The organism is Algibacter sp. R77976, assembly GCF_044594645.1.
Lineage (GTDB): Bacteria > Bacteroidota > Bacteroidia > Flavobacteriales > Flavobacteriaceae > Algibacter_B.
In genome coordinates, this window is the sequence record NZ_CP138989.1 from 1,061,566 (window position 1) to 1,081,668 (window position 20,103).

Annotated in this window: 18 protein-coding genes; 10 read left to right on the plus strand and 8 right to left on the minus strand. The window is 33.0% G+C overall.

The genetic code is table 11. The annotated features are described in order from the left end of the window. Positions 1-2 precede the first annotated feature (2 nt). Entirely contained in the window at positions 3-938 is a 936-nt protein-coding gene (locus tag SJY43_RS04590) for an SPOR domain-containing protein (RefSeq protein WP_396602668.1), read from the minus strand. Between the two features lie 104 nt (positions 939-1,042). Here SJY43_RS04590 and dprA point away from each other — a divergent pair, with 104 nt between their 5' ends. Further along, positions 1,043-2,146, plus strand: coding sequence for a DNA-processing protein DprA (dprA, locus tag SJY43_RS04595; RefSeq protein ID WP_396602669.1), 1,104 nt, complete (start codon positions 1,043-1,045; stop codon positions 2,144-2,146). Between the two features lie 46 nt (positions 2,147-2,192). Here the strand turns inward: dprA and SJY43_RS04600 are convergent, their stop codons facing one another. Further along, positions 2,193-3,674, minus strand: a complete 1,482-nt coding sequence (locus SJY43_RS04600; protein WP_396602670.1) for a hypothetical protein — start codon at positions 3,672-3,674, stop codon at positions 2,193-2,195. Continuing rightward, positions 3,664-4,632, minus strand: a complete 969-nt coding sequence (trpS, locus tag SJY43_RS04605) for a tryptophan--tRNA ligase (RefSeq protein WP_396602671.1) — start codon at positions 4,630-4,632, stop codon at positions 3,664-3,666. The genes SJY43_RS04600 and trpS overlap by 11 nt, the downstream gene beginning before the upstream one ends. A gap of 117 nt (positions 4,633-4,749) precedes the next feature. Between trpS and SJY43_RS04610 the strand changes: the two genes are divergently transcribed. After that, entirely contained in the window at positions 4,750-5,487 is a 738-nt protein-coding gene (locus tag SJY43_RS04610) for a lysophospholipid acyltransferase family protein (protein WP_396602672.1), read from the plus strand. 89 nt (positions 5,488-5,576) lie between these two features. Here SJY43_RS04610 and SJY43_RS04615 read toward each other — a convergent pair whose 3' ends face one another. The 4 genes from SJY43_RS04615 to recA all read right to left on the minus strand — a co-directional run bounded on the left by SJY43_RS04615 (position 5,577) and on the right by recA (position 9,288). Continuing rightward, complete coding sequence (locus SJY43_RS04615; RefSeq protein WP_396602673.1) at positions 5,577-7,145, minus strand: hypothetical protein; 1,569 nt, start codon at positions 7,143-7,145, stop codon at positions 5,577-5,579. Next, positions 7,146-7,688, minus strand: coding sequence for an RNA polymerase sigma factor (locus SJY43_RS04620; RefSeq protein ID WP_396602674.1), 543 nt, complete (start codon positions 7,686-7,688; stop codon positions 7,146-7,148). Between the two features lie 24 nt (positions 7,689-7,712). Then, the gene (locus tag SJY43_RS04625; RefSeq protein ID WP_396602675.1) at positions 7,713-8,123 is read right to left on the minus strand and encodes a hypothetical protein; all 411 of its coding nucleotides are present in this window, start codon (positions 8,121-8,123) and stop codon (positions 7,713-7,715) included. Between the two features lie 154 nt (positions 8,124-8,277). Next, entirely contained in the window at positions 8,278-9,288 is a 1,011-nt protein-coding gene (recA, locus tag SJY43_RS04630) for a recombinase RecA (RefSeq protein WP_396602676.1), read from the minus strand. Between the two features lie 484 nt (positions 9,289-9,772). Here recA and SJY43_RS04635 point away from each other — a divergent pair, with 484 nt between their 5' ends. From SJY43_RS04635 to SJY43_RS04645, 3 genes are read left to right on the plus strand one after another with little or no spacing between them, the layout of a single operon-like run. Next, complete coding sequence (locus SJY43_RS04635) at positions 9,773-10,846, plus strand: rhodanese-related sulfurtransferase (RefSeq protein ID WP_396602677.1); 1,074 nt, start codon at positions 9,773-9,775, stop codon at positions 10,844-10,846. A gap of 10 nt (positions 10,847-10,856) precedes the next feature. Continuing rightward, positions 10,857-12,101 (plus strand): peptidase U32 family protein, encoded by a 1,245-nt coding sequence (locus tag SJY43_RS04640; protein ID WP_396602678.1) that lies wholly within the window; start codon positions 10,857-10,859, stop codon positions 12,099-12,101. Continuing rightward, positions 12,101-12,331: a ferredoxin gene (locus tag SJY43_RS04645; RefSeq protein ID WP_396602679.1), complete on the plus strand. Its 231-nt coding sequence runs from the start codon at positions 12,101-12,103 to the stop codon at positions 12,329-12,331. The genes SJY43_RS04640 and SJY43_RS04645 overlap by 1 nt, the downstream gene beginning before the upstream one ends. A gap of 108 nt (positions 12,332-12,439) precedes the next feature. On the opposite strand, the gene SJY43_RS04650 is transcribed toward SJY43_RS04645, so the two are convergent. Continuing rightward, positions 12,440-13,846 carry a peptidoglycan DD-metalloendopeptidase family protein gene (locus tag SJY43_RS04650; RefSeq protein WP_396602680.1) on the minus strand — a complete coding sequence of 469 codons (1,407 nt, stop codon included), beginning with the start codon at positions 13,844-13,846 and terminating at the stop codon, positions 12,440-12,442. A 393-nt stretch (positions 13,847-14,239) separates the two neighbouring features. Here SJY43_RS04650 and SJY43_RS04655 point away from each other — a divergent pair, with 393 nt between their 5' ends. The 5 genes from SJY43_RS04655 to SJY43_RS04675 all read left to right on the plus strand — a co-directional run bounded on the left by SJY43_RS04655 (position 14,240) and on the right by SJY43_RS04675 (position 20,034). Next, on the plus strand, positions 14,240-15,547 hold the full coding sequence (locus SJY43_RS04655) for a stage 0 sporulation family protein (protein WP_396602681.1): 1,308 nt from the start codon (positions 14,240-14,242) through the stop codon (positions 15,545-15,547). Then, positions 15,534-16,028 (plus strand): gliding motility lipoprotein GldH, encoded by a 495-nt coding sequence (locus SJY43_RS04660; RefSeq protein WP_396602682.1) that lies wholly within the window; start codon positions 15,534-15,536, stop codon positions 16,026-16,028. Before SJY43_RS04655 ends, SJY43_RS04660 begins: the two co-directional genes overlap by 14 nt. 50 nt (positions 16,029-16,078) lie before the next feature. Further along, positions 16,079-18,427 carry a transglycosylase domain-containing protein gene (locus SJY43_RS04665; protein WP_396602683.1) on the plus strand — a complete coding sequence of 783 codons (2,349 nt, stop codon included), beginning with the start codon at positions 16,079-16,081 and terminating at the stop codon, positions 18,425-18,427. Positions 18,428-18,548: 121 nt separating this feature from the next. Beyond that, complete coding sequence (locus SJY43_RS04670) at positions 18,549-19,250, plus strand: CoA transferase subunit A (RefSeq protein ID WP_396602684.1); 702 nt, start codon at positions 18,549-18,551, stop codon at positions 19,248-19,250. 130 nt (positions 19,251-19,380) lie between these two features. After that, entirely contained in the window at positions 19,381-20,034 is a 654-nt protein-coding gene (locus SJY43_RS04675; protein WP_396602685.1) for a 3-oxoacid CoA-transferase subunit B, read from the plus strand. The last annotated feature ends 69 nt before the right edge of the window (positions 20,035-20,103 follow it).

The following is a 20,103-nucleotide window of genomic DNA, read 5'->3' on the forward strand; positions in this document are numbered from 1 at the left end:
ATCTAGTCTAGCTTTTTAACTAGTAACCAAGCGTCTCTATTATGCGTTTTTTTAATGTTTCGTAGCGCTTTTAAGGCATCAAGTCTGCCTTCGTAACTTGCATAAGCTACTTGATGTAAACCGTATTTATTAGCGCCAATTTTTCTAGCACTAAAACCATCTGCTTTAAGTTGTTTTACTTTTTTATCGCAGTTTTCTTCTACTCTAAAAGCACCAGCTACAATATGGTAATTACCTGTTTGCTTGGTTACGTTTAAGGTAATTGCAGGTAATGGGTTTAAATTAAAGGTAGCTTGTTGAATTTTGCTGTCTAATTCTTGCGTTGCTTTTCTTTGTGCTAATTGGTTATGTGCTTCAATTTGATTCACATAATAATTAGATGCTACAAAACCACCTAATGTTAAGGCGATTAATGCTACTGCAGCATATTTTAAGTACGATTTAGACTTTCGTTTTTCTGGTGTTACTGCAATTGGAATCACTTTCTCGATAGCTGTAGCTTCTTCTTTATAAACCTCGCGTGTTACGGTTGGTGTTACAAAATTGGATAAGCCAAAAGAATCGGTTAAATAATTTAAATGATAGGTAGGCTCAAATAAAACTTTACCTTCTTTATTAAAAACAATCTCGCCAATATTTTTAAAAGTAAGTGTTTCGCCTTGCGTTAAGTAAGATTTTAAAAGCTTAACACGTTTTGCAATTTTTTTATTAGCAACCTCAAAAGGTATTTTTTCTACATCGGCAATGTAATGCGCCAATAAACCATCGTTCTGTTGAATTTGCTCATTAAAAGAAACTACTTTTTTTGGTGCATGAAACGTATTTGTTTCATCATTAATCGTTGCAGATACACGTTGGGTTAAAAAAGCACCAAACTCAGGAATGGTAACACACTCATATCTATATAATAAGTCGCTAATGTAGGTTTCTAATTGCATGAAAACAAAGTTAAAAAAATGTACTTTGCAATAAAATTTCAGGGTAACTATTTATTAACAATGTAAAAATTCTTTTATTGCGGCTTTAAAATCAACACAATAGGATGACAGAAAATGATTTGCTTTACACTTTAGCGTTACAACATGTGCCAAATATTGGCGATATTACTGCAAAACGACTTATTTCGCATTGTGGTTCTGCTGAAGCTGTTTTAACCGAAAAAAAGCAAAACCTACTTAAGATTGATGGTATTGGAAGTGTAACCATAAGTGATTTGTTTAAAACACACCATTTAAAAGAAGCCGAAAAAGAAATGCAATTTATTAAAGAGCAAAATATACAAGTCTCTTATTTTCAAGAGGATAATTATCCTGAAAAGCTAAAACATTGTATTGATAGCCCGATTTTATTATTTCAAACAGGGAACATAGATTTAAAAAATCAGCATATTATTAGCATTGTAGGTGCTAGAAAAATTACCACTAGTGGCATTGCCTTTTGTGAAAATTTAGTAGAACAATTGGCACCATATAACCCAATAATTGTTTCTGGTTTTGCTTACGGAACCGATATTACCGCGCATAAAGCAGCCATGAAACACAAATTGCAAACCGTAGCATGTTTAGCACATGGGTTAAATCAAATTTACCCGAAAGTGCATAAAAAGTATATGGTGGATATGGAGAAAAATGGTGGTTTTTTCTCTGATTTTTGGAGTACCGATACCTTTGATAAAAACAATTTTTTAAAACGAAATAGAGTTATTGCTGGTTTAAGTGAAGCCACTATTGTTATAGAATCTGCTGAAAAAGGTGGAAGTCTTGTAACCGCAGATATTGCAAATTCTTATAATCGTGATGTTTTTGCTGTGCCCGGTAGAACTACAGATAGCCAAAGTATTGGGTGTAATAATTTAATAAAACACCAAAAAGCACATATGTTAACCACGCCGTTGGATGTGCCGTATATTCTGGGCTGGGAACTGGAAAATGATAAAAAACCGGTAATCCAAAAACAATTATTTGTTGAGCTAGATGTTACCGAAAAAATTATTTATAATTATTTAAAAGAAAATGACAAACAGCAATTAGATGTTATTGCAATTAATTGTGAGATGCCTATTTTTAAAGTGTCTGGAACACTTTTGAATATGGAATTGAAAGGTGTTATTAGACCGTTGCCTGGGAAGTTGTTTGAGGTTATTTAAAAAATTCCTGCGCAGGCAGGAATCTTATAAATGAAAGTAGTATCTTTTAAATATTTATCCGTAAAACCCAAATGTCTTTAAAATCATCAAGTTTTAAAAGATCCTTTTGTTTTTGGTAAATAACATTGGGGTCTGGATCTGTTTTTAAATACACGTAAGTCCATCCGTTTTCTGGGTTTACAAACGCTTTTGGAGTGTATCCTTTTCCTTTTAAAAAGGTTGTCCAGTTTTTAGCGTTTCCTTTTTTTGAAAATATGTTGGTCACTAAATAGTAGCCCTTTTCTATGGTTGGAATTGATATGGATTTTAAGTTTTTTATTTTTTCAAGACCTTCATCTATAACATCATTGTCACTACCATTCACCATTAAAATAGAATTTTCATCTTTTTTAAGGGCTTCGTAAATTGGTGATATTTCTGTTTCAAAGGCTACGAAAAACAAGTAGAATTGGTCTGCTTTACTATTAAATTGTATAGTCGCTTCTGATACGTTATGAGAAATGACGCTATTATTTTCATTAGGTAACTTAATTTTTAAAGCATCAAATCCAAAGGTGTTTTTACTGTTAGGGTTTCTATCTGTAAAAAGCGCATCATCAATAGAAATAGTACTATTAAAGAAATTTAATTTGGGCCTAAGTTTATTAAATAAAGGAATGAACGTGTTGGTTTGATAATTTAAAAACGAACATTTATCAGATTTAAATTTTTGATCACCTTCCAAAACACCAATTAATAAAGACGTCTCTATGTTGCCATCTTCTGGCGCTTTAAAATCGTTAAAGTGAATGTTAACAGGTTTTTTAAAGACATCTAGAAAACCGTTATACGTTGTAAAATACTTTGGAGTTGCTGTATCTGTTTTATAAACTACATAAAGTAGCCAACCACCAGCTGCGCCACCAGCGACATAACCTTCGGTTGCTTTTATGTTTGCTACGGTATACGTTCCGTTTACTTGCGTATTGTTTTTTAAAAGTGACGTGACATCAGCATAACAAACATAAGGTTTGGTGTCTGGGTAAGCTGCTTCATTATTAAAATCGTCAAAAATTATTTGACCATTAAGCGTGTTATATTTTCCATTTGGGGTTTTAAATAAAACGGTATTGACATCCATGAATCGATTCTCGCTGCCTTCATAAACATATTTTTTATAGAGTTGGCCTTTTCTTTTAAATTTAAAAAGCTTTTTCCAGCCCTTATCATATTTATAAATAGCACTCCAATATAATGCAGCATATTCAATTTCGGCATCCGCTTCGAGGCTATTTAAATTGGCTTGGCTTGACGAAAACGTGTTTGGATCATCATCAACATCAATGAATTTTAATTCATTAAAATCGTTGACAGCAGCATCATCAACAGGTTTTTCGGAATGTGTACTTAGAATATTATTCCCAATTAAAGCAGAATGCCCTTTAATATAAATTTTAGTGTTTGGAGCAAAGTTTTTCTGCGCAAAACCATTTGATATAAAGGCAAGTAAAACAACTAAAAAGAAATGCTTTGTTATATTAATACCCAACCTTTTTACGTACTCTTTTTAAAACATCATTAGCAACTAATCTCGCTTTTTCAGCACCAACTGCAAGTGCTTTGTCAATTTCTTCAAGATTGTTCATGTAATAGTTATAACGCTCACGAGGTTCTGCAAATGTTTCTACTATCAATTCGAATAAGGCTTGTTTAGCATGTCCGTAGCCATAATTTCCATTTTCGTAGTTGGCTTTCATTTCAGCAATTTGAGCCTCGTTAGCTAATAAACTATAAATAGCAAAACAGTTACAAGTACTCCAGTCTTTTGGGTCTTCAAGTGGTGTGCTATCCGTTTGAATTCCCATAATTTGCTTGCGTAGTTTTTTATCGGCTAAAAATATATTGATGGTGTTGTTTTGACTCTTACTCATTTTCCCACCATTGGTACCCGGAATAAGTTTGGTGTCCTTTTGCACTTCAGCTTTAGGCATAATAAAAGTGTCTCCAACTTTAGCATGAAAACGAGAAGCCACGTCACGAGTCATTTCAATATGCTGTTCTTGATCTTTTCCAACAGGAATTATTTCGGCATCGTATAATAAAATATCGGCAGCCATAAGCATTGGATAGTTGAATAAACCAGAGTTTACATCTTCTAATCTATCGGCTTTATCTTTAAAACTATGTGCTAGAGTTAAACGTTGGTAAGGGAAGAAACAGCTTAAATACCAAGACAGTTCGGTTACTTGCGGAATATCACTTTGTCTGTAAAACACCGTTTTTTCAATGTCTAAACCAAAGGCTAGCCAAGTTGCCGCGGTAGAATAGGTGTTTTCACGTAAGGTTTTAGCATCTTTAATTTGCGTTAACGTATGCAGATTTGCTATAAATAAATACGAATCATTTTCTGGGTTTTCAGCCATTTTTATAGCTGGCATTATAGCCCCTAAAATGTTTCCTAAATGTGGTGTTCCTGTACTTTGTATGCCTGTTAGTATTCTTGCCATCTTTTCATTCCTTCGATGGAAGGAATCTCTTTAATTAGTGTTCAAATTAATTTAACCAAAAGCAAAGGTAAACGTTTTAACAAAATAGCTCAACACAATTATGTATTTTTGAAGTTCATGAAATTATTTAAATACATTTTCTGGTTTTTATATCGTATTTGGTTTTATATATTAATGGCCATACCTATTCTTGTAATGTTGCCGTTACTTTTAATATCTATAGTAAAAGAATCTTGGTATCCTTACTTTTTTAAGATGGCCAGACTTTGGTCTAAATTTATATTAATAGGAATGGGTTTTGCTTATAAAATTGAGCGCGAGCAAACTCCAGATATAAACAAGAGTTATATGTTTATAGCCAACCATACCTCTATGACAGATATTATGCTCATGTTGGTTTCGGTTAAAAATCCCTTTGTTTTTGTTGGAAAGGCTGAGTTGGCTAAAATTCCATTATTTGGTTTCTTTTATAAACGTACTTGTATTTTGGTAGATAGGAGCTCTCCTAAAAGTAGGCAAGCGGTTTTTTTAAGAGCGCAACGTCGGTTAAAATCTGGAATTAGTATTTGTATTTTTCCTGAAGGTGGTGTTCCTGAAGAGCATATTATGTTAGATGAATTTAAAGCAGGCGCGTTTAGATTGGCCATAAATCATCAAATACCCATCGTACCAATTACTTTTGCTGATAATAAAAGACGATTTTCATATACATTTTTTAGCGGCAGCCCGGGAAGAATGCGGGTTAAAATCCATAATTTTATTTCTACTGAAGGACTGAAAATTGAGGATACTCGAGCTTTAAACGACAAATCGAAAATGGTTATTTTAAATCAACTTCAAGAATTTCACAAATAAAAAAAACTGCTCGAGGGTACGAGCAGTTTTTCTTTCGATATGCGTTTCCGAGCTTAAATGGAAACGCACATCCAGATCTAACCAAAAACCTAGAATTTAATAGCGAATCCAGTATATACACCAATAAAAAATGGTGAGAAACTACCAGAAGTATCGTTAAAAGTATTGAATTGATATTTAAAGATAGGCTCTAAATTAAAATCAAATTTTTTAGACATCTTATAATTTAAACCTAAACCAAAATTGGCACTATAACTTACATTGTTTACGTTGCTGGCCTCCCCAAGAAATGTTCTTGTTCCATTTTGTTCTTCAGAAAATATTTCATTATTATTTAAAAAGAATGAACTAAAACCACCAATTAGATTGACACCAAATTTTTTATCAGAAAGTGTATATTGAATTTCTAAAGGAATTTCAATATACCCCAAAGCTTGATTAATTAATCCATTTGTAGATGCAAAAGCATCTGAAGCATTTGAGTTTAAATTTTCAGAACTAATAAGAGAAACAGCATCAGAATTATTTCTAGAACTTACATTTTGCAAAGCGCTACTTCTAGAGCTTAAACCTGCAGATTGAAAAACCACAACATCATTGGTATTATAACCTAAATTAACACGATTAATACCAGAACGTACACTTAGTTTTTTATTTACAGCATAACTTGCCGAAATACCATAACTCATATTAACCTCTCCAGATTTAGAATTGCTGTTAAATTGTGGATCTATGGATGACCCTTCACCCAATGTATTAAAATAAACTGGAGCTGCATTTGGTGCAACACTCCACTTATTTTTTAGTGTATTCTCTTTTTCAATAACATCTTTGGTGTTATTTATTGCATCTTCTATAGAAAGCTTGTTGTCTTCTGCATTGTTATTAGGCTTAGCTTCTTCAATCTTTTTCTCGTTAGAATTGGCAATTGTTGTGTTGTTTTTTGAAGCTTCTGTAATAAGCGTTTTAGCATTTTCTTTACTTGCTAATTGTTCTTGATTCGTAGTCTCAATATTTTTATTCTTTTCTTCGGAAGTATTTGCAACAGAAATATTGTTTTCAATTGTATTTTGAAGATTTTTAGTTTCACTTTTTTCTTCAGATGTATTATTAGCCATGGCACTATTAGGGCTAGGTGTAATAGTGTTTTCTTTAATATTTAATTTATCTGAAGACCCAATATTACTTTTACTTTTGTTTTTGTTTTTTGAAGCCGGAGTTTCAGCAATTGAAGTTTCTTTTGATGGATTTATTTTATTAGTTATAATATTAGACTGAACTCTTGTAGCTTCAGTTGAGTTGTCTGAATCATCTTGAGAATCATTATCTGATGCTATAACATTAGTGTTATCACCTTTGTTGATAGGGTGACTAATTTTTTCTACTTCATTGATTTCAGAATTTGTATTTTCTGTTTCTACAATTTGATTATTTGAATCTTCGTTAGTGTTATTAAAATAGATACCGCCAACAGTTAACAGCAACAGTAATAATGCTGCAACGCCAGCATAACGCCACCATAGTGGAATAATACGGCGTTTTTTCTTTTTCTCGTTTAGTTTAGACTCTATATTTTTCCAAACAGCATCGCTAGGCGTCGCTTCAAAATCTTTGAAACCTTCTTGGAATAATCTGTCTATATGTTTCTTATCGTTCATTTATAATGATTGGGAACGTTGTGTTATTTTATAATTTTCTATAGTTTGTTTCAAAGTTTGTCTAGCCCGTGCTAAATTAGATTTTGAGGTTCCTATATTTATTTCTAGCATTTCTGCTATGTCTTTATGCGAATAACCATCTAGAACATAAAGGTTAAAAACCAATCTATATCTATCTGGTAATTCTTGAATGATTTTTAAAAGGTAATCGATAGAGATTTCGTCTTCATCAACTTCCAATTCAACATCTTCAATGGTGTTTTCATTTATTATATCAAAAACCTTTTCGTTTCGGTAACGCTGTAATACGGTGTTTACAGTAATTCGTTTCATCCAGCCTTCAAAAGAGCCTTTGTTTTTATACTGTTCAATTTTTTTAAAAATTGTTAGAAAAGCGTCTTGCAAATTATCTTCTGCTTCGGCATAGTTTCGCGAATACTTTAAGCTTATAGCGAATAATTTACCCGAAAAGAGTTTATATAATTCACCTTGTGCTTTAGTATCATCAATCTTACAATTTTCTATGAGTTGGTTTAAACTCAATTTTAAACATGTATTAATTAATATTTACTCAACAACTGGCACTTCAATAGTTAAATATTGCGTTTCGCCATCGGTATCTTCACCTTGCCAAAACTTAAAAATATAAGAGCCATTACTAGTAACCTGAAAGTTAAACGTAGCTTCTACCAGATCATCATCAATCGTTTCACAATTATTCTGATCAAAAACATAGGTTATTGGTGCAACGGTTCGTTCATTATTTTCTTTTAAATAATAAAACTCTTTAAACGCATGGCAATTTGATGGTCTAAAATACGATACCGTTATTGGGTAAACTTCTCCCATCATAAACTCATCAGGGATGTCTACACTCTCAACAGGTAAAATTTCAAAACTATAACTTGTGTTATCGTCATCAATACTACAAGATGCACAAATTATAAGTGTTAAACAAAGTACTAGTAATTTTTTCATAGCAAAATAAATTCAGGGTTAAATACATGTTTGCATTATTTAGATGCGAAACAAACGGAAAGGTTGCGTATGAAATTAACTTATTTAATGTTTAAAATTGAATACAAAGATTCTATAAACTAAAAAATCCCGAATTAACGGGATTTTAAATTATTTATTCTTGCTCGTTTACTGCCGTTCTAACCTTGGCTTCAAGCTCGTCCATAAGTTCTGGATTGTCTTTTATTAATGCTTTAACAGCATCTCGGCCTTGGCCAAGTTTGGTTTCATCATAACTAAACCATGAGCCACTTTTCTTTACTATTTCATGCTCTACAGCTAAGTCTAAAATTTCACCAACTTTAGATACGCCTTCGCCATACATAATATCGAATTCTGCTAGTCTAAATGGTGGTGCAACTTTGTTTTTAACCACTTTTACACGGGTTTTATTACCCATTACATTGCCATCTGTGCTTTTTATTTGTGTAGATCGACGAATATCTAATCTTACAGAAGCATAGAATTTTAAGGCGTTACCACCAGTTGTAGTTTCTGGGTTACCAAACATAACACCAATTTTTTCACGTAATTGGTTAATGAAGATTACCGTACAATTGGTTTTACTAATGGATGCGGTAAGCTTTCTTAATGCTTGAGACATTAAACGCGCATGAAGTCCCATTTTAGAGTCTCCCATTTCACCTTCAATTTCACTTTTAGGTGTTAATGCTGCAACAGAATCTACTACTACAATATCGATAGCACCTGAGCGAATTAGATTATCGGCAATTTCTAAGGCTTGCTCACCATTATCTGGTTGAGATATAATTAAGTTATCGATATCGACACCTAATTTTTCTGCATAGAAACGATCGAAAGCATGCTCTGCATCAATAAAAGCTGCAATACCTCCAGCTTTTTGAGCTTCGGCAATGGCGTGTAATGTTAAGGTTGTTTTACCAGAAGATTCTGGTCCGTATATTTCAATAACGCGTCCGCGTGGGTAACCACCAACGCCTAAAGCGATATCTAAACCTAATGAACCTGAAGGGATGGCTTCTACATCTACAATTGCAGAATCGCTCATTTTCATTACGGTTCCTTTTCCGTAGGCTTTGTCTAATTTATCTAAAGTAAGTTTTAGTGCTTTTAATTTCGCTTCTTTTTCTTTATCGTTGCTCATTTTCTTTATTTTACTGTAAAATTGTATGCTAAAATACTACAACTTTTTTCACAATACAATTTTATAACGCAACCTTTTTCAACATTCTGCATCTAGTAACTAAAGAGCAAAAAATTTGCTATAAAATTTGCCAATGAGTTTTGATATATGACTAACTCTAAACTCAATTAAAGCATCTAAATTTATATTTAGGTGCTTTTTTTATTTTGGGTTTATAGTGGTGTATTATATTAAAAGAAGTGTATCTAAATAATCTTACAGCTCGTTTTTTCTGTGACTTTGGCGGATAGATGCGCTAGGGATAGTAGTGGATAGCCCTCAGCCCGACAAAGGAGGTGCGAGGACTTGTAACCTTTCGTCTTCGCTCAAGACAGGCTTCTAGCCCGACCCGTGGGTAGCGCCCAAATTTTTAAAATTGCGAAATTGTAGATTAATTGTACTTTTGCACTTTAAATATTTCTTATAACCTTAAAATTAGTATAGCATGCAACTGTACAATACCTTAAGCGCAAAGGAAAGAGCTGAGTTAATCGAAAAAGCCGGTAAGGATCGATTGACGCTTTCTTTCTATCAATACGCTAAAATTACAAATCCTCAAGAATTTAGAGATCAATTATTTATTGCTTGGAACAAACTAGACGTTTTAGGACGTACTTATGTTGCCAACGAAGGAATTAATGGTCAGTTATCTTTACCAGCAGATTGTTTTAATGCCTTTAAAGCGCATTTAGACACCATTGATTTTTTAAAAGACATTCGCTTAAATATTGCTGTAGAGCAAGATAACATGTCGTTTTTAAAATTGAAAGTAAAAGTTAGAAACAAAATTGTTGCTGATGGTTTGGTTGATGAAACGTTTGATGTTACTAATAAAGGTGTACATGTAGATGCTGAAAAATTCAATGAACTTATTGAAGATGAAAAAACTGTTTTGGTGGATATGCGTAACCATTACGAAAGTGAAATTGGGCATTTTAAAAATGCGGTAACGCCAGATGTTGATACCTTTAGAGAGTCTTTAGATATTATTGAAGATGATTTAAAAGACCACAAAGAAGACAAAAACTTAGTGATGTACTGTACTGGAGGTATTCGTTGTGAAAAAGCTAGTGCGTATTTTAAACATAAAGGGTTTAAAAATGTGTTTCAGTTGGAAGGCGGTATTATTGAATATACAAGACAGGTTAAAGACCAGGACTTAGAGAATAAGTTTATGGGTCAGAATTTTGTATTTGATGAAAGACGAGCTGAGCGTATTAGTGATGATGTGATTGCCCAATGCCACCAATGTGGCGATCCTTTTGATATACATAGCAACTGCGCTAATGATTCTTGCCACCTATTATTTATACAATGTGATAAGTGTAAAGAAGAAATGAACCATTGTTGTTCTATAACATGCCAAGAGATACATGCTTTACCTTACGAAGAACAAAAAGCACTTAGAAAAGGACAGGGTAATAGTAACGATATTTTCAAAAAAGGTCGAGCTGACCATTTACCTTATAAAAAAGACTTGAGGAATATTTTTGAGACTTTAAAAGTTGATAAAAAATAGGGTAAAGATTATGCAAAAAATAGAATTAATGGCGCCTGCCGGTAATTTTGAATCGCTTCAGGCTGCTTTAGATAATGGTGCAGATTCCGTTTATTTTGGAGTTGAGCAATTAAACATGCGAGCAAGAGCATCTATAAATTTCACTTTAGACGATTTACAAGAAATTTCTAACCGTTGTAAAGCCAAAAATGTTAGAACATATTTAACCTTAAACACGATTATTTACGATCATGATTTATCGATTGTAAAAACTTTAATAAAACAAGCTAAAGAAGCCGATATTACAGCTGTAATTGCGATGGACCAGGCAGTAATTTCGTCTGCACGAGAAGTTGGTATGGAAGTACATATTTCAACTCAAATAAATATAACAAACATTGAAACGGTTAAGTTTTATGCTTTGTTTGCCGATACCATGGTGTTAAGTCGTGAGTTAAGTTTGCGCCAAGTTAAAAAGATTACAGAGCAGATTGAAAAAGAACAAATTAAAGGCCCTTCTGGAAAACTTGTAGAAATAGAGATATTTGGTCATGGTGCTTTATGTATGGCTGTTTCTGGTAAATGTTATATGAGTTTGCATTCTCAAAACTCATCGGCCAATAGAGGCGCATGCAAACAAAATTGTCGAAAAAAATATACTGTTATAGACCAAGAAACTGGTTTTGAAATGGAGTTGGATAACGAGTATATTATGTCTCCAAAAGATTTGTGTACTATTGATTTTTTAGATGAAGTTGTTGATGCGGGAATTAAAGTTTTAAAAATTGAAGGACGAGGAAGAGCACCAGAATATGTTGCGAAAGTAATTAAATGTTATCGCGAAGCTATTGATAGCATTGAAAATGGCACTTATAGTAAAGAAGAAGTTATTAATTGGATGCAAACTCTAGAAACGGTTTATAATAGAGGGTTTTGGAATGGCTATTATTTAGGTCAAAAACTTGGAGAATGGAGTAAGGGTTCTGGGTCTCATGCCACGCAAAAGAAAGTTTACATTGGTAAAGGCACACATTTTTTTCCTAAAGCAAAAGTAGGAGAGTTTAAAATTGAGGCTTATAATATTAATGTTGGCGACACTATTTTAATAACAGGTCCAACTACTGGTGCACAAGAATTAGTTGTTGATGAGTTTTTGGTAAATGATGCGAAACTAACAGAAGGAACAAAGGGTGATTTAGTAACTATAAAATTACCATTTAGAATCCGCCAATCAGACAAGCTTTATAAAATAGTTGAAAATAAAGTTGAAGCTTAATGGTAGTTATAACTTTACAGCGTAATAAATGCATAGGTTGTAACTACTGCGTAGAATTAGCGCCTAGCCAGTTTCAAATGTCTAAAAAAGATGGCAAATCGGTGTTGTTACATGCCAATGATAAAAAAGGCTTTTTCACTTTAAAGTCTAATGACGATTTAATTTTTGATGAATGCGATAATGCTGCGAAGGCGTGTCCTGTTAAGATTATTTCTGTTAAACAATTGTAGGAGGTTTTTAAAACCTCCTACAATTGTTTAACATTTTTTAGCACAGTCGATATGTGTTTAATTACAACTGTATAAGTTTTTCGACTGCGCTAAAAATGGTGTTTAATATTACGCTTTTATAAATTTAATAGTTTTTCTCTCGTTATAATCCCCTTCTAGTCTTAAAAAGTACAATCCGTTTGATAGACTAGATGTGTTTATGTTTTCTATACCTTGAGTTGTTTGTTGTATATATATTATAGTTTTTCCTGTAACATCTAAAATTTCAACTTTAACAATTTTTTTTACTGAATTAATGTGAACTAAACCATTTGCTGGATTTGGATATATTGATGTGTTTTTTAGTTGGCTGTTGGTGACACTTAAAGCGCTTGTAACATTAAATTTATGTGATTCGGTATGGCCTTCATAAGTAGCTTCCCATGTCCATTCGCCTACTGTATCTACAGGGAAAAACCAATAATAGTACCATGAACTCGCAGTTGTACCTACATTTATAGCCCAGTTATATAAATAGGAGCCATCTGGTCGTATTACTTTTAAATTTAAAGATGTATTTGCAATTTGGTCACGAAGAAAAACAGATAGATAAATATCTTCTGCAATATCAAAATCGTTACTTTCATAAGTAGTTTCAATAGTTGGGCAAGAAGGAAAAACATCTGGTGCAGCACTATGAGTCATAAGTGCATTAATATTAGAGTCATGATATGGTTTTTGGTTTGCCCACCAAGACTCTGTGTTCATGTTGTTGCAAGTTCCTGAAAATGGATCAACAAGTGTGGTAAACGAATCGTTAGTGTATACTTCAAAATGTAAATGCGGACCTGTAGATACACCAGAACTACCTACAACACCTAAATATTCTCCAGTTTCAACCATATCGCCTACATTTTTTGATGTAACTGTGCCGTTCTTCATGTGTCCATATATTGCTACACTACCATCACTATGTTGAACAAAAATGGCATTCCATGGCGTAGTTGTATTAAAATCACAACTTTGATCGAAATTACCTTCGCTCTTAGAAATGATTTGACCAGGAGCTGCTGCAATAATCTCTACACTACTTTCATCCATTAATTTCCATTGAAATGGCCATAAGTAAATATCTACACCTTGGTGATTGTAACCATTATCTGTATCATAGGTTCTAGTACCACAGTTATAATCGGTTAGTTGGTTTGGGAATGAAACATTATGGTCTACATAGCCAGAAACACTCCAAACATCGTTATAATTTACATGGTTTGCTTTTTTAATAGGCCAAATAAAAAGAGGATGCGAATCCATATTGCTTTTTGAAAACAACAATTTGTTTTGAATTGCTAATGTTTTAATATTCGATTTAACATCTCGTTTAAAAGATATTCTTTGTTCTGACGTTAGACAAGGAGTTTTATTAGGGTTAAAAACGAATTCTCCACCACCAACAGCCGATTTTGGTGTTTGAGTATATCCAATACTTGTAATCCATATTGAAAAAATAATTAGAAGGGTAATTTTTGATTTCATAATTAACATTTTTAGAGGTTATACACTTACATATAAATACTTTAAAAATGTGAGCATTGTTTTTTGGAAAGAAGATAATTTTAGCAAAAAAATTGGTTGGAGTAAATTGCTTTTTTCAAATATTTTTAAATCTAAAAAAGAACTTAGCACAACCTCTAATAAGTTAAATTATGAAGTTGATTTTAATTGAAAAAAATTAAGAAACCCTTTGCTTTATAGTCTCTTATAATAATCTTATATTTACATCCTAGAAGCTGTTTTTAGAAAAAAACCTAAAAAACAAACTCTTAAAGTTTTACTATCAGGTCTTTACAAACAAGACTAGATTAAAAATAATTACGAACCATCTTTCGATAGACTCTTAATTCTAATCGGAATCAATATAAATAAAATATGGCTTGCGCAAGTTGCTCAACTAAAGACGGCTCACCAAAAGGCTGCAAAAATAATGGTACTTGTGGTACAGATAGTTGTAATAAGTTAACCGTTTTTGATTGGTTAGCAAACATGGCGCTTCCTAATGGAGAGAAACCCTTTAATTGGGTTGAGGTACGTTATAAAAACGGAAGAAAAGAATACTATAAGAATACAGAAAACTTAACTTTAAGTATTGGCGATATTGTCGCCACCCAAGCCAAAGCTGGTCATGATATTGGTATGGTTACCCTTACGGGGGAATTAGTGCGTGTTCAAATGAAGCGCAAAAACATTTCTGAAAAACCAGAAGACGAACTAAAAATTTATAGAAAAGCAAGCCAAAAGGATATAGATATTTGGTCGACAGCAAGAGACAAAGAAGAACCAATGAAGGTTAAGGCGCGTCAATTTGCAATCGATTTGAAACTTCAAATGAAAATTTCGGATATCGAATTTCAAGGTGATGCAAGTAAGGCAACGTTTTATTATACTGCTGAAGAACGCGTAGATTTTCGTGAGTTAATTAAAGTGTTTGCGCGCGAGTTTAGAACTCGTATTGAAATGAAACAAGTAGGCTTTCGTCAAGAAGCAGCAAGACTTGGAGGAATTGGTTCCTGTGGGCGCGAATTATGTTGTTCTACTTGGTTAACAGATTTTCGTTCTGTAAGTACTTCTGCAGCGCGTTATCAGCAATTATCATTAAATCCTCAAAAATTAGCAGGACAATGTGGTAAGTTAAAATGTTGTTTAAATTACGAGTTAGACACCTATCTTGATGCATTAAAAAGCTTTCCTAAAAACGACACAAAATTATATACTGAAAAAGGAACTGCAGTATGTCAAAAAACTGATATTTTTAAAGGGCACATGTGGTTTGCTTATGAAGGTGAATGGATGAATTGGCATAAGATTACTACAGACCAAGCCAATGAAATTATTGCGTTAAACAAACAAAAGAAAAAAGTAGCAAGCCTAGAAGAATATGCTTCAGATCTTGTTGAAGAAGATACTAAAGAAGTGTTTGAAAACGTTGTTGGTCAAGATAGTTTAACACGTTTTGATAGTCCAAAACGTAATAATAAACGTAGAAATAATAGAAGGAAAGGCAATCAAAAAGGTAATCAAGGTAATAAGAAGCCTGCACCTAATAAAAATACCCCAAAAAATAATGGTGATGCATCAAATAAAAATGCAACACCTAATAAAAAACCAAATCGTAATAAGCGAAGAAAAAATAATAATAGAAAACCAAAACCACAAAACAGTAAAAATGCTGAAAAATAGAATCTTATTATTGTTTTTAATGTGTTCTGTTATAATGGTTTCTTGCGATTCTAATAGCGTTTATGATAACTATAAATCGGTTCCTAATACTTGGCATAAAGACAAAATAGTAAGCTTTAAAGTAACCCCACCAGATACAATAAACGCCTATAATTTGTTTGTTAACTTAAGAAATACAAACGCTTACAAATACAATAATTTATTTTTAATTGTCGAAATGGTTTTCCCTCATGGAAAAACAATTAAAGATACTTTAGAGTATAGAATGGCAGAACCAAGTGGAAAACTTCTAGGCGAAGGTTATACAGATATTAAAGAAAATAAATTGTGGTATAAAGAAGGCGTTGTTTTTAACGAAACAGGCGAATACACAGTTAATATTCAACATGCCATGCGAGAAAACGGAAAAGTTAAAGGCATCTTAGAATTAGAAGGTATAACAGATATTGGGTTTAGAATAGAAAATTCAAATAAAAAATAATCAACATAACTTTAAAACACTTAAGAATTCAGGCTTAAGACACTTAAACTATGGCAAAAGCAAAAAAAGAAACTAAAGCAGTTCAAGATTTTTCAAAATATATTCGTTGGTTTTGGATCGTATTTATAGGAGGAACATTATGTGTTTTGTTATTATTTTTATTAGCAGCTTGGGGAGTTTTTGGTGATATGCCAGATCACACCCAATTAGAAAATCCAAAGACACATTTAGCAACAGAGATTATTTCTTCGGATGGACAAACTTTAGGTAAGTTTTATTTGAACGATAACAGAACGTCAATTAGTTATAATGATTTATCGCCATATCTGGTAGATGCATTAATTGCTACTGAAGATGCTCGTTTTCATGATCATTCTGGGATTGATGCACGTGGAACTTTAAGAGCTTTCTTTTTCTTAGGTGGAAGAGGAGGTGCTAGTACTATTTCTCAGCAATTAGCAAGACAATTATTTGTTGGGGTAAGATCTAAAAATAAATTAGAGACAGCTGCGCAGAAAATAAAAGAATGGGTTATTGCTACGCGTCTAGAGCGACAGTATACCAAAGAAGAAATTATAGCACAATATTTTAATATCTATGATTTTTTAAATAATGCAGATGGAATTAGAAGTGCTTCCAGAATATATTTTGGTAAAGAACCAAAAGATTTAGAGATGAAAGAAGCTGCTATGTTAGTAGGAATGTTTAAAAATTCATCTCTGTTTAATCCAAGAAGAAGACCGGAATTAGTTAAAGAAAGAAGAAATGTAGTTTTAGCTCAAATGTATAAATATGATTACATTACTGAAAAAGTCAAAGATTCACTTCAAAAAACTGATTTAGATTTAAATTATTCGCCAGAATCACATCGAGAAGGTATAGCAACTTATTTTAGAGGGTATTTAGATGGTTTTATGAAAGATTGGATTAAGGATAACCCAAAACCAGATGGAACAAAATGGAATTTGTATAATGATGGGTTAAAAATATATACAACTATAGATTCCCGTATGCAAAAATATGCCGAAAATGCGGTACAACAGCATATGCCAAGATTACAAGCAGAATTTTTTAATCAAAATACGCCGCAAAGAAATCCAACAGCGCCGTTCTTAGAACTTGAAAAAGAAGAGATTGATGCTTTAATGAAACGAGGAATAAGGCAATCAGAACGGAGAAGGCATATGAAGTACGATTTAAAAAAATCGGATAAGGAAATAGAAGCATCGTTTTATAAACCAGTAAAAATGTCTGTTTTCAAATGGGTAGATGGCAAAGCTTCAGAAGTTGATACCATTATGAAACCAATCGACTCCATGCGTTATTATAAATCCTTTTTAAGAACAGGTATGATGTCTATGAACCCACAAACAGGACATGTAAAAGCATGGGTTGGTGGTATTAATTATAGGCATTTTCAATACGATATGGTAAAACAAGGTAAGCGCCAAGTTGGTTCTACATTCAAGCCTTTTGTTTATACAGCCGCTATTGATCAATTGCACTATTCGCCATGTGATGAATTTCCAGATGTGCCTTATTGTATTGAAGCTAATAAGTACGGAAACCCAGAAGAGTGGTGTCCTAAAAACTCTAATGGGGATAGCGATTACGGAGGGACTAGAACTTTAAAAAATGCCTTAGCCAACTCTGTAAATACAGTTACAGCGCAGTTAATTGATAAAGTAGGCCCACAAACCGTTGTAGATTTAGCGAAGAAATTAGGTGTTGAATCCGAAATGCTTCCAGTACCATCAATAGCTTTAGGAACACCAGATATTAGTGTCTATGAAATGGTAGGTGCTTATTCTTCGTTTGCTAATCATGGCGTGTATACTAAACCCGTTATGGTTACAAGTATCGAAGATAAAAACGGAACCATTTTATATCAGTTTAAACCCGAAACACGCGATGTATTAAGTCAAGAAACAGCTTATGTTGCTGTTAAACTTATGGAAGGTGTAACACAAGTTGGGTCTGGTGCGAGGTTAAGACACAGTTGGGCTAAATATAGAACAGAATACAAAGAGGTTATAACTGGCTACCCTTACGAACTTACAAACGCTATAGCAGGGAAAACTGGAACTACACAAAACCAAAGTGATGGTTGGTTTATGGGTATGGTACCAAATTTGGTTACTGGAGTTTGGGTAGGAGCTGAAGATAGAGCAGCTCATTTTAAATCCATAACCTACGGTCAAGGGGCAGCAATGGCATTGCCAATTTGGGGATTATACATGAAAAACTGTTATGCTGATGATGAATTAAATATTTCGAAAGAAGAATTTGAAGCTCCAGAAAATTTATCGATAAATGTAGATTGTTCAAAACATACAAGTACAACTGAAACTGAAGAGGATACTGAAGAAGATACACCTGATGATTTAGACTTCGGATAAAATCAATATCATTTTAAATATATTTTAAGCCATTTTTTTTAGAATGGCTTTTTTTGTTTCATAAAAAAATAGTCATTTCATTCAATTATTTGTAATTTTAAAGAAGATAAATTGAATAATAATGATTAACAAAAAGGTAGCTAATGTTGAAGAAGCATTAAGAGGTGTCTCTAATAATATGACGTTAATGCTTGGTGGTTTTGGGCTTAGTGGTATTCCAGAAAATGCCATAGCAGAATTAGTAAAACTTGGAGTAAATGAGTTAACCTGTATTTCAAATAATGCAGGGGTTGATGATTTTGGTTTGGGCTTACTACTTCAAAAAAAACAAATCAAGAAAATGATATCATCCTATGTAGGTGAAAATGATGAGTTTGAACGCCAAATGCTTTCTGGTGAATTAGACGTTGAATTAATTCCTCAAGGTACTTTAGCAGAGCGTTGTAGAGCTGCACAAGCAGGGTTTCCTGCAATTTATACACCAGCTGGTTACGGAACAGAAGTTGCAGAAGGAAAAGAAACGCGAGAATTTGATGGGAAAATGTATGTTTTAGAGCATGCATTTAAAGCAGATTTTGCTTTTGTAAAAGCGTGGAAAGGGGATGCTGCTGGAAATTTAATTTTTAAAGGAACAGCTAGAAATTTTAATCCTAATATGTGTGGCGCAGCAAAAATTACAGTTGCTGAGGTTGAAGAAATGGTTCCGTTAGGAGAACTAGATCCTAATCAAATTCATATTCCTGGGATTTTTGTACAGCGTATTTTTAAAGGTGAAGTGTACGAAAAACGAATTGAGCAACGAACTGTAAGGGCAAAAAGTTAAAAAGTTATAAGTATTTAAAGTGCCTAAAGTTAACTTACTCAAACGCACTAAAGCTTCTAATTTTATAATCAAAATATTAATTATGTGTCTTACTTTAAGTACTTAAGGCACTTTTAACTTATAACTAACTATGTTAGACAAAAACGGTATAGCAAAACGCATAGCAAAAGAAGTACAGGATGGGTTTTATGTAAATCTTGGAATAGGTATTCCTACTCTTGTCGCTAATTATGTTAGAAATGATATAGAAGTTGAATTTCAAAGCGAAAATGGTGTGCTTGGCATGGGGCCTTTTCCTTTTGAAGGCGAAGAAGATGCCGATGTTATTAATGCAGGGAAACAAACGATTACAACGTTGCCTGGTGCTAGTTTTTTCGACTCTGCACTTAGTTTTTCTATGATTCGAGGCAAACATGTCGACTTAACTATTTTAGGGGCTATGGAAGTAGCTGAAAATGGGGATATCGCCAATTGGAAAATCCCAGGACGCATGGTTAAAGGCATGGGAGGTGCCATGGATTTGGTAGCAAGTGCCGAGAATATTATTGTAGCAATGATGCATACAAATAAGCGTGGAGAATCTAAACTTCTAAAAAAATGTAGTTTACCATTAACAGGTGTTGGTTGTGTAAAACGAATAATAACCAATTTGGCGGTTATTGAAGTTACAGAAAAAGGATTCAAATTATTAGAACGTGCTCCTGGTGTTCCTGTTGAAGATATTAAAAATGCCACAGAAGGTAATTTAATTATTGAAGGAGACATACCAGAAATGGACATTTAGGTTGATATAATAAGATTACATCGAAAGAAAAACCCGTTAAATGTTAAATAAAATAACATTTCATCGATT

Coding starts and splice junctions, on each gene's coding strand:
- trpS (WP_396602671.1), bottom strand. CDS start 4,632: ATGGCAAGAATACTAACAGGCATACAAAGTACAGGAACACCACATTTA.
- SJY43_RS04650 (WP_396602680.1), bottom strand. CDS start 13,846: ATGAAATCAAAAATTACCCTTCTAATTATTTTTTCAATATGGATTACA.
- recA (WP_396602676.1), bottom strand. CDS start 9,288: ATGAGCAACGATAAAGAAAAAGAAGCGAAATTAAAAGCACTAAAACTT.
- SJY43_RS04590 (WP_396602668.1), bottom strand. CDS start 938: ATGCAATTAGAAACCTACATTAGCGACTTATTATATAGATATGAGTGT.
- SJY43_RS04660 (WP_396602682.1), top strand. CDS start 15,534: ATGCTGAAAAATAGAATCTTATTATTGTTTTTAATGTGTTCTGTTATA.
- SJY43_RS04675 (WP_396602685.1), top strand. CDS start 19,381: ATGTTAGACAAAAACGGTATAGCAAAACGCATAGCAAAAGAAGTACAG.
- SJY43_RS04665 (WP_396602683.1), top strand. CDS start 16,079: ATGGCAAAAGCAAAAAAAGAAACTAAAGCAGTTCAAGATTTTTCAAAA.
- dprA (WP_396602669.1), top strand. CDS start 1,043: ATGACAGAAAATGATTTGCTTTACACTTTAGCGTTACAACATGTGCCA.
- SJY43_RS04610 (WP_396602672.1), top strand. CDS start 4,750: ATGAAATTATTTAAATACATTTTCTGGTTTTTATATCGTATTTGGTTT.
- SJY43_RS04635 (WP_396602677.1), top strand. CDS start 9,773: ATGCAACTGTACAATACCTTAAGCGCAAAGGAAAGAGCTGAGTTAATC.
- SJY43_RS04640 (WP_396602678.1), top strand. CDS start 10,857: ATGCAAAAAATAGAATTAATGGCGCCTGCCGGTAATTTTGAATCGCTT.
- SJY43_RS04645 (WP_396602679.1), top strand. CDS start 12,101: ATGGTAGTTATAACTTTACAGCGTAATAAATGCATAGGTTGTAACTAC.
- SJY43_RS04655 (WP_396602681.1), top strand. CDS start 14,240: ATGGCTTGCGCAAGTTGCTCAACTAAAGACGGCTCACCAAAAGGCTGC.
- SJY43_RS04670 (WP_396602684.1), top strand. CDS start 18,549: ATGATTAACAAAAAGGTAGCTAATGTTGAAGAAGCATTAAGAGGTGTC.
- SJY43_RS04615 (WP_396602673.1), bottom strand. CDS start 7,145: ATGAACGATAAGAAACATATAGACAGATTATTCCAAGAAGGTTTCAAA.
- SJY43_RS04625 (WP_396602675.1), bottom strand. CDS start 8,123: ATGAAAAAATTACTAGTACTTTGTTTAACACTTATAATTTGTGCATCT.